The 6833-nt window shown below is 62.9% G+C and carries 8 protein-coding genes and 1 tRNA gene; 3 read left to right on the top strand and 6 right to left on the bottom strand.

The annotated features are described in order from the left end of the window. Nucleotides 1-2: 2 nt before the first annotated feature. From HB677_RS16935 to HB677_RS16920, 4 genes are all read right to left on the bottom strand, one after another. Nucleotides 3-74 (bottom strand) — tRNA-Arg (locus HB677_RS16935). A 178-nt stretch (nucleotides 75-252) separates the two neighbouring features. Further along, the gene (locus tag HB677_RS16930; protein ID WP_213816912.1) at nucleotides 253-981 is read right to left on the bottom strand and encodes a hypothetical protein; all 729 of its coding nucleotides are present in this window, start codon (nucleotides 979-981) and stop codon (nucleotides 253-255) included. Nucleotides 982-1431: 450 nt separating this feature from the next. Next, nucleotides 1432-1938 carry an HNH endonuclease gene (locus tag HB677_RS16925; RefSeq protein ID WP_213816911.1) on the bottom strand — a complete coding sequence of 169 codons (507 nt, stop codon included), beginning with the start codon at nucleotides 1936-1938 and terminating at the stop codon, nucleotides 1432-1434. A 317-nt stretch (nucleotides 1939-2255) separates the two neighbouring features. Then, nucleotides 2256-2948 carry a metal-dependent transcriptional regulator gene (locus tag HB677_RS16920; protein ID WP_213816910.1) on the bottom strand — a complete coding sequence of 231 codons (693 nt, stop codon included), beginning with the start codon at nucleotides 2946-2948 and terminating at the stop codon, nucleotides 2256-2258. Between the two features lie 196 nt (nucleotides 2949-3144). Here HB677_RS16920 and serC point away from each other — a divergent pair, with 196 nt between their 5' ends. From serC to HB677_RS16905, 3 genes are all read left to right on the top strand, one after another. After that, complete coding sequence (gene serC, locus HB677_RS16915; protein WP_213816909.1) at nucleotides 3145-4251, top strand: phosphoserine transaminase; 1107 nt, start codon at nucleotides 3145-3147, stop codon at nucleotides 4249-4251. Between the two features lie 222 nt (nucleotides 4252-4473). Then, on the top strand, nucleotides 4474-4872 hold the full coding sequence (locus HB677_RS16910; protein ID WP_213816908.1) for a VOC family protein: 399 nt from the start codon (nucleotides 4474-4476) through the stop codon (nucleotides 4870-4872). Between the two features lie 101 nt (nucleotides 4873-4973). Continuing rightward, nucleotides 4974-5546 carry a TetR/AcrR family transcriptional regulator gene (locus HB677_RS16905; RefSeq protein ID WP_213816907.1) on the top strand — a complete coding sequence of 191 codons (573 nt, stop codon included), beginning with the start codon at nucleotides 4974-4976 and terminating at the stop codon, nucleotides 5544-5546. Nucleotides 5547-5559: 13 nt separating this feature from the next. On the opposite strand, the gene HB677_RS16900 is transcribed toward HB677_RS16905, so the two are convergent. Both HB677_RS16900 and HB677_RS16895 read right to left on the bottom strand, forming a co-directional pair. Next, nucleotides 5560-5967: a VOC family protein gene (locus HB677_RS16900; protein WP_213816906.1), complete on the bottom strand. Its 408-nt coding sequence runs from the start codon at nucleotides 5965-5967 to the stop codon at nucleotides 5560-5562. A gap of 95 nt (nucleotides 5968-6062) precedes the next feature. Further along, the gene (locus tag HB677_RS16895) at nucleotides 6063-6770 is read right to left on the bottom strand and encodes a YafY family protein (RefSeq protein WP_213816905.1); all 708 of its coding nucleotides are present in this window, start codon (nucleotides 6768-6770) and stop codon (nucleotides 6063-6065) included. Nucleotides 6771-6833 lie beyond the last annotated feature (63 nt).

Below are 6833 nucleotides of genomic sequence, written 5' to 3'. Positions count from 1 at the left end.
AGTGCCCCTGGAGGGATTCGAACCCCCGGCCATATCCTTAGGACGGATCTGCTCTTCCACTGAGCTACAGAGGCAATCACATCTGAGTTTACCGGTCACCGTTACTTGTGATGGTCCTGACGCCGGATGGTGGCGTCGGGGTAATGGGCCGATTCATGAGCTGCTAATCGGGCTGCCGAACATCTTCAACATATCGAACGGAGACGCCACGTACGGCTGCCTCTCGCACGGGTTCATGGTGTCTCAGTTCGCTCACCAGTGTCGCTTGCTCTGCCAGCGCCTTCTCAAATCGTCGAAATTTGCTGAATTGACGATCTTGGTGGCGTTCGACGGTGCCCACAACGCAGCCGTCACAAATGGCTCGAGGCAGTATCTAACGACAGCAGCATGATGCCACGGATCGGGACAGGTGGCAGCTCCTACTAATCGCAATAGGTCGACCACTTGGGAAACGGAAAGTGACGAAAATGCGGCCAGAGCATCGTCCAAGTGCTGCAGCCCCTGTGAACGAACGCCAGCGAGAGATTGCGGCAGCCGGGAAGCAGACTGACGTGGATAGCCGACACCTGCGTAGCTCCGGCCAGCCGGAATTGCAGAGGCCTGCGTCGTGAGCTGTACGACCTTTTCCGCCACAACGCTGCACCAGACGTGAGATTCGACAACGTTCGTGAACGTCACCGGGGTACCAACGACCGTGATGGCTCCCCTCGTGATGCGTTCTATGAACTCCTCCTGTTGCTTCCGGTCGGCTGGCGTGCTCGCAAGGCTCCGCTGCGCAATCTCGATGAAAACCGAATGAAGGGTTTCGTCAACAATGAGGCTCTCGTACCTGGTTGCACCTTTACCAACGTCGAAACGGACCGCTCCGATTTCGGCAGATGTGAGGACGCTTCGGGCGCTGCGCGTTCGAGCAGTCGCGTCGCGAAAGCTTGAATGAAATTCACCGAAGATTCGCTCCAAATCGCCGAGCAACGCCGACATGTCAGCGGAATTGGAGCACGACGCCGCTCTGGCCACGAGGTCATTTTGGTGCCCCGCGCCATGACAGAAACAATGGCAATCGGCTAAAGCAGCCGTCTCGCATGCGTGGTTGTGGACATATTGGACTTCAAAATGTGCCTCAGACAATCTTCCCCCAGACGCGTGCGTCGTTGAAGCGCTCGTGTTCGGAAGGTTATCGACAAATACTCTCTTTGTCGACGAATATTCACCACATTGTGTATTTAGAGCAAAATATGAGATTTCCGACGAACAATGTCGCAACGTTCGAGCACGGGCGCAAGATTAACAAGTGCCGTATTCATGTCGCGTGACCCATGCCTGCAGCGTGCTGAATGGCGACTCGGCTCCAATTACCTCACGTCACATTGAAATGGATCCCGGCTCGACACAGACCTGCGCACCACGAATGGTGCGGCCCGCGGGTGAGCGTTACGCGGCGACGGCCGCCGCCGGCAGGTACTCGTCCCACTGGGGTTCGGCCTGCTCGACTCCGCGCACCAGCCAGGTGCTGCCGTGCGGAACCCGCGGCTTGATCAGCAGCTGCCAGTTCATTTCGGCGGGCGTGCGGTCGCCCTTCTTGTTGTTGCACTTGAGGCAGCACGCCATGAGGTTCTCCCACGAGTCCGCTCCCCCACGCGAGCGCGGCATCACGTGATCGATCGTGTTGGCGGAGGCCCCGCAGTATCCGCAACGGTGAGCGTCGCGACGCAGTACTCCGCGGCGGGATACCGGCACGTTGCGGCCGCTCGGGATACGCACGTAGCGGCGCAGAATGATCACGGACGGGCGATCCCACGGGCGCCCTGAGCCCCAGACCGGATGCTCGTCATCTTGCGCGACGATCGTCGCCTTCCCGTTCATAACAAGAACGAGTGCTCGCTTGAAAGACACAACAGCGAGGGGTTCGTAACCGGCGTTCAACACAAGAGTGCGCATGACATCCCTTCGAAGATGCCTGCACGGCTTGCAGGCATTCGACCTACACCTGGAACCTCAAGAAGAAGGAGTTAGCGTACAAAAAAAGACACCGTCGTGAACGACGATGCCTAGATGAGCTGGGCGTGACAGTGCACGTCCATCTGTATGCAGTGGCCTATGAAGAAGAGCGCGCGCGCGTCCACGGTTTGGACGGTGCGTATCTCCAACATTCAGCTCTCCCGAGAACTTCTTAGAACTCCAAGTGCCTACAGCATAAACGCCAAATGTTTCAGCGCAATGTCACGTTACTGAAACTTTTGGTGAAGCCAGAAAGATCAGGATGCCGCGTAGATATGCACGGCGACCTCGTTGGGCAGCTCGAGCCCTTCGCCGAAGCCCTCGACCTGCACGAGGACGTAGGACCCAATGGATGACACGGACGCCGTAGCCCCCGGCATTACGCCTGCGTTCTGCAGTTGCTGCAGCAGGTCGGGTTCGAACTGTACGGGCTCGCCCAGGCGGCGGATCAACACCTGCACCGGGGCATCCGTCTTCCCAACCAGATCGACGATGCTGGTGACGCCGTCCATGAAGCGGGCGGCAGCGGGGTCACCCAGCTCGTCGAGTCCGGGGATGGGGTTGCCGTACGGGGATTCGGTGGGGTGGCCGAGCATGTCGAGCAGACGGCGCTCCACCTGCTCGCTCATTACGTGCTCCCAGCGGCATGCCTCTTCGTGAACGTAGGCCCAGTCCAGGCCAATGACGTCAGCGAGAAGGCGCTCGGCGAGGCGGTGTTTTCGCATGACGTGCGTCGCCTTGCGGCGGCCGCCATCGGTGAGGGCCAGGTGACGGTCGCCCTCGACGATCACCAGTCCGTCTCGTTCCATGCGACCGATGGTCTGTGACACCGTGGGGCCAGAGTGGCCGAGGCGCTCGGAGATACGCGCACGCAGCGGAACGATGTTCTCTTCTTCGAGGTCGAGGATCGTCCGAAGGTACATCTCCGTGGTGTCAACAAGGTCCGTCATCGATGCCTCCCAGTCGCCCGCACGATTACCTGTCACAGCCTACCGTTTGAGAACGCGTCTCACTTGATGTGCGACGTTCGCCCGTAGCGTGGCGGCACGTCGCCACCGTCGACACTCGAAACAGGAATGTCTGTACTAACAGACATTTGTCAGCAGGCGTCGATTCGGGGCATCCGCCCACGCAATATAATTGCGTATGGCCCAAATCACGATTCCCAGCGACCTCCTGCCCGTAGACGGACGATTCGGCTGCGGCCCGTCCAAGGTTCGTCAGGAGCAGCTCGACTACCTGTCTTCCGCTGGGGCAAAGATTCTGGGCACCTCCCACCGCCAGGCGCCGGTGAAAGACATGGTCGGTCGCGTGCGCGATGGCCTGTCGGAGCTCTTCCGCCTGCCCGATGGCTACGAGGTCATCCTCGGCAATGGTGGATCAACGGCGTTTTGGGATGCCGCGGCGTTCGGTCTCATCGACACGCGCAGCGAGCACCTGACGTTCGGTGAGTTCGGCTCCAAGTTCGGCGCCGCCGCGAAGACCCCGTGGCTCAAGGAGCCGCACATCATCAACGCGCCGGGTGGCTCGCGTGCGGAGGTCGAGATCCTCGAGGGGATCGACCTGTACGCGTGGCCCCAGAACGAGACATCCACCGGTGTTATGGCGCCCGTGAAGCGCGTCGACGCGAACGCGCTGACCGTCATCGACGCGACCAGCGCCGCGGGTGGAGTCGACTTCGACGCCGCCGAGTCCGACGTCTACTACTTCGCGCCGCAGAAGAACTTCGCCTCCGACGGCGGACTGTGGTTTGCCCTCTTCTCCCCCGCGGCGATCGAGCGTGCCGAGCGACTGGCTGCGTCGGATCGGTACATCCCCGAGTTCCTGTCGCTGAAGAACGCCATCGACAACTCGCGCCTCAACCAGACGCTGAACACTCCCGCGCTGTCGACCCTGCTGCTCATGGAGAACCAGATCGATTGGATCAACGGCAACGGTGGACTTGCGTGGGCGGATGCCCGCACCAAGGAGTCCTCGTCGGCGCTGTACGACTGGGCCAGCGCCTCGGAGTTCGCGACGCCGTTCGTGGTCGACCCCTCGCACCGCTCGCAGGTCGTCGCGACGATCGACTTCGACGACAACATCGACGCGGCGCTGATCGCCAAGACGCTGCGCGCCAATGGCATCGTCGACACCGAGCCATACCGCAAGCTCGGCCGTAACCAGCTGCGGGTCGCGACCTTCACGGCGATCGAGCCGGATGACGTGCGCCAGCTGATCAAGTCCATCGAGTTCGTGGTGGGCGCGCTGTAGCTCGCTGCTGCTGCATCTGCTGCACTCGCCGTTGAGGGGCGGGAAGTTGCCCCCTTTCGGCACCGGAATGGGCAACTACCCGCCCCACATTGCGTGCTGGGCGCCTTATTTGACATGTGTAAAGAAGTTCTTGGACATTTGTCAAAGAAGTGCCACACTGGTGACGAGCCCACCCCGTGAGCTCCCGGTCGACAGGCCGGTACTCAGCCAGGGAGACCCACCATGCTTGACCACCTCTACATGTCCGTGAGCAACCCAGAGCGCTCGTTCGAGTTTCTCCTCGCCGCACTGAAGCCCCTCGGCTGGAACGAATACGGCAGGTTCAGCTCGGGCGGACCCGGTACCGAGGTCGACACCTTCGGCATCGCCGACGGCGCGAACAGCATCTGGCTGCGCCGGCCGAAGGGGGATGTCATCGAGGGCATCTATCTCGGCATCGCCGCCAATTCCACGGCTGACGTCGACGCCACGCACGCCGCGGCGCTGGCCGCGGGCGGCAACGACAGCGGAGCTCCCGGACCGCGTCCCCAGTTCGCGGAGGGCTACTACGCCGCAAACTTCACCGACGTCGACGGCAACGAGTTCGAGATCGTCAACAAGAGCTGGGCACCGAAGCGCTAGGTGTCGGGCGCGCGTCACGAGGCGCAGCTGAGATAATTTCGCTGGGCGCACATCAGTCACAGCTCGCACGTCACAGGTCAACGGAAAGGGCGTCTCGGCACATGGCAGCACGCCCGATCTCGTCCGACCCACGGTCGCAGAAGTCCCGTCAGCAGATCCTCGACGCGATGCACCGCCTGGCTCGCAAGGGAGAACTCAGCAGCATTTCCTCCCTGAGCCGGGAGGCGGATGTCACGCGAGCGACTTTCTACAATCACTTCGACACCATCGAGGAGGCGGCGTGGTTTGCGATTCTCGACAGCTTCGACCGCCTTCTCGCCCGGGCCTTCGACGAGCGGGAGAGCGGCGCCTCGTTCGACGCCGCGGCGATCAAGAACCTCGGAGAAATGGTCGAGCTCTTGCGCGCTGAGCCGCAGCTCGTCCATCTGGCCGACGCCTTTGACAACGGATCCGACCTGCGCGGGGTCGCCGAGATCTTCCGGGTACAGAACCGCCTGGTCTGGACCGACAGCGCGCGCGAGTCCGACACCGCAGAGGTAGAGGTGACCTACGCCGCTGCGGGGCTGTACGCGGTTCTGTCAATCGGTGCACGAGGGGCGGATGACCCGGAGGCAGTTGCCCGCATCGCGCACTCCCTCCTCCCGGAGTGGATGCGCCAGCCCGACCGCGGCTGACGGATCCCCGCCGTCAGCGCGCGAAGCGGGCGAACTTCTCGATCGCCTGCGGGGTCGCCGGAGTGAACAGGTTCACGAGGTTGCCGTCGGGGTCACGAAACAGCAGCGACTTGTTGCCCCACGGCATGAGGGTGGGCTCGGTGACGAACTCGGTGATCCACGTGGCAAGGCGGGCGAACTCGGCGTCAACGTCGTCCACGAGAAATTCGATGATCGCTGTGTGGTTGTCGGCCGGCCGCGCAGAGCCCGGGCCGAAGAGGGCGACCGTCGCGGTGCTGCCGATGGCGAGGGTGCCGTTTGCCGTCTGCACTTCGGCGAAGTTGTCATTCGGACGAACCACCGTTCCGGCGGTGACCCGCTCGTAGAAATCGGCGAGTTCGGCGACGTTGTCCGTGATGAGGCGAACGGAGACGAGGTTCATGAGGGATCCATTTCGTGCCGGGACGTTACCGGCACTATCGATCCTTCAGCGCGCCCGCGACACCGTTATGTCGGTGTTAGCAGCGCATCTGGATCTCAGAGCGGCGGCAGCCCGCGCACCTCTCCGTAGGGAATGTCGAGGTCTTCGCGACTGAGGGTTCGAGGCTCTGGCACCTCTGCTGTGATGGCGGTCGACACAATGCGATCGGTGCGGAACGCCCGCACTCCCCCACGAAGGCGGCACCACGCCACGAGAAACCAGGCGTCGCCGTTGACCACGTAACCGAGCGGCTCGATGTCGCGCGAGCTGGCACTGCCGCTGCGGTCTCGATAGTCGATTCGCAGAACCCGTCTGCTCGACAGCGCGTCGGCAATCAGCGCCGGAACGGCCTCGGCCGGAGCCACAGCTTCGTCGGGGCCCAGCAGGTGCACCTTCTCGGCGAGCAGGCGGGCCGCCGCGGCATCGGTGACGTTCATCGCGGCAACGATCTTTCGCAGGGCGGATTGCGCGGGTTGATGAAATGGCGTGCCGGGCATGCTCTGGAGGGCGACAGCCATCGCGACTGCCTCCTGCGGCGTGAAGTTCACCGGAGGCAGGGTGCGGCTCGCATCGATGTAGTAGCCGCCGGTGCGACCGGGCTGTGCCCAGATCGGGGAGCCGCCCTGCTGCAGAGCACTGATGTCCCGCTCGATCGTGCGCACTGCCACCTCGAACCGCGCCGCGAGCCATCGGGCGGTGCGGGGCGCGGGCGCTCCGGCACGCAGTTCCTCGACGATCGCGTACAGACGGTCGGTGCGGTTCACCCTGACGAACTTACGGGACCTGCCGGGCAGGCGAGGGCATCGGCCCGAGGCATCCGCCCCGCA

This window comes from Glaciihabitans sp. dw_435, assembly GCF_018449675.1.
GTDB lineage: Bacteria > Actinomycetota > Actinomycetes > Actinomycetales > Microbacteriaceae > Glaciihabitans.
The sequence above is the reverse complement of the archived record's forward strand: the minus strand, read 5'-3'. Positions and strand labels throughout refer to the sequence as shown.